Below are 760 nucleotides of genomic sequence, written 5' to 3'. Positions count from 1 at the left end.
AACGCCGGCACCTTAGTTAACAAGAAGGTCGTAGAACGCTTGATGGCCGCGCTTGATCTTCGCTCACTCGTACGGCCCAAAAAGTACCGGTCGTACAAGGGCGTCGTCGGCCTCATCGCGCCCAACCTGCTGGAGCGAAACTTCCTCGCGCAGCGCCCGAATCAGAAGTGGGTGACCGATGTGACCGAGTTCAAAGTGGCTCAGAAAAAGGTCTATCTCTCTTCCGTGATGGACTTGTACAACGCCGAAATTGTGGCATACGAAGTGGCCAGCAGGCCGTGCCTTGGGCTGGTCACCAACATGTTGGACAAGGCCTTCAAGCGCCTGGAAAACAAGCCGAAACTGGTGCTTCACTCGGATCAAGGCTGGCATTACCAGCACTCGCAGTACCGCCACAAGCTGGCAGAGCAAGGGCTGAAGCAGAGTATGTCACGCAAAGGAAACTGCCTGGACAATGCGGCAATGGAGAGCTTTTTTGGTACGCTTAAGTCCGAGTTTTTCTACCTGAAGCGTTTCGAGAGCGCTGAGGAACTGAAAGCCGGTCTGGACGAGTACATCCACTACTACAACCATGACCGCATCAAGCTAAAGCTCAATGGCATGAGCCCTGTGAAATACAGGACTCATGCTGCTGAGGCTGCTAGCTGAAACTGTCCAACTTTTCGGGGGCCGTCCATTTGGCCGTGTTTCCGTATTCAGATTAGATCGGAAGAGGGTCGTGGAGGGGAAGAGGGTGGAACTCGGGGGTCGCCGGTACATT

At 54.5% G+C, this 760-nt stretch carries 1 protein-coding gene; it reads left to right on the top strand.

What is annotated here, in order from left to right:
• On the top strand, nt 1-648 hold a 648-nt coding region (locus ASU03_RS19320; protein ID WP_057833301.1), incomplete at its 5' end, for an IS3 family transposase.
• Nucleotides 649-760 lie beyond the last annotated feature (112 nt).

Source organism: Colwellia sp. TT2012 (genome assembly GCF_001440345.1).
In the GTDB taxonomy this organism is placed as follows: Bacteria; Pseudomonadota; Gammaproteobacteria; order Enterobacterales; family Alteromonadaceae; genus Colwellia.
This window is presented reverse-complemented; position numbering and strand designations above follow the sequence as displayed.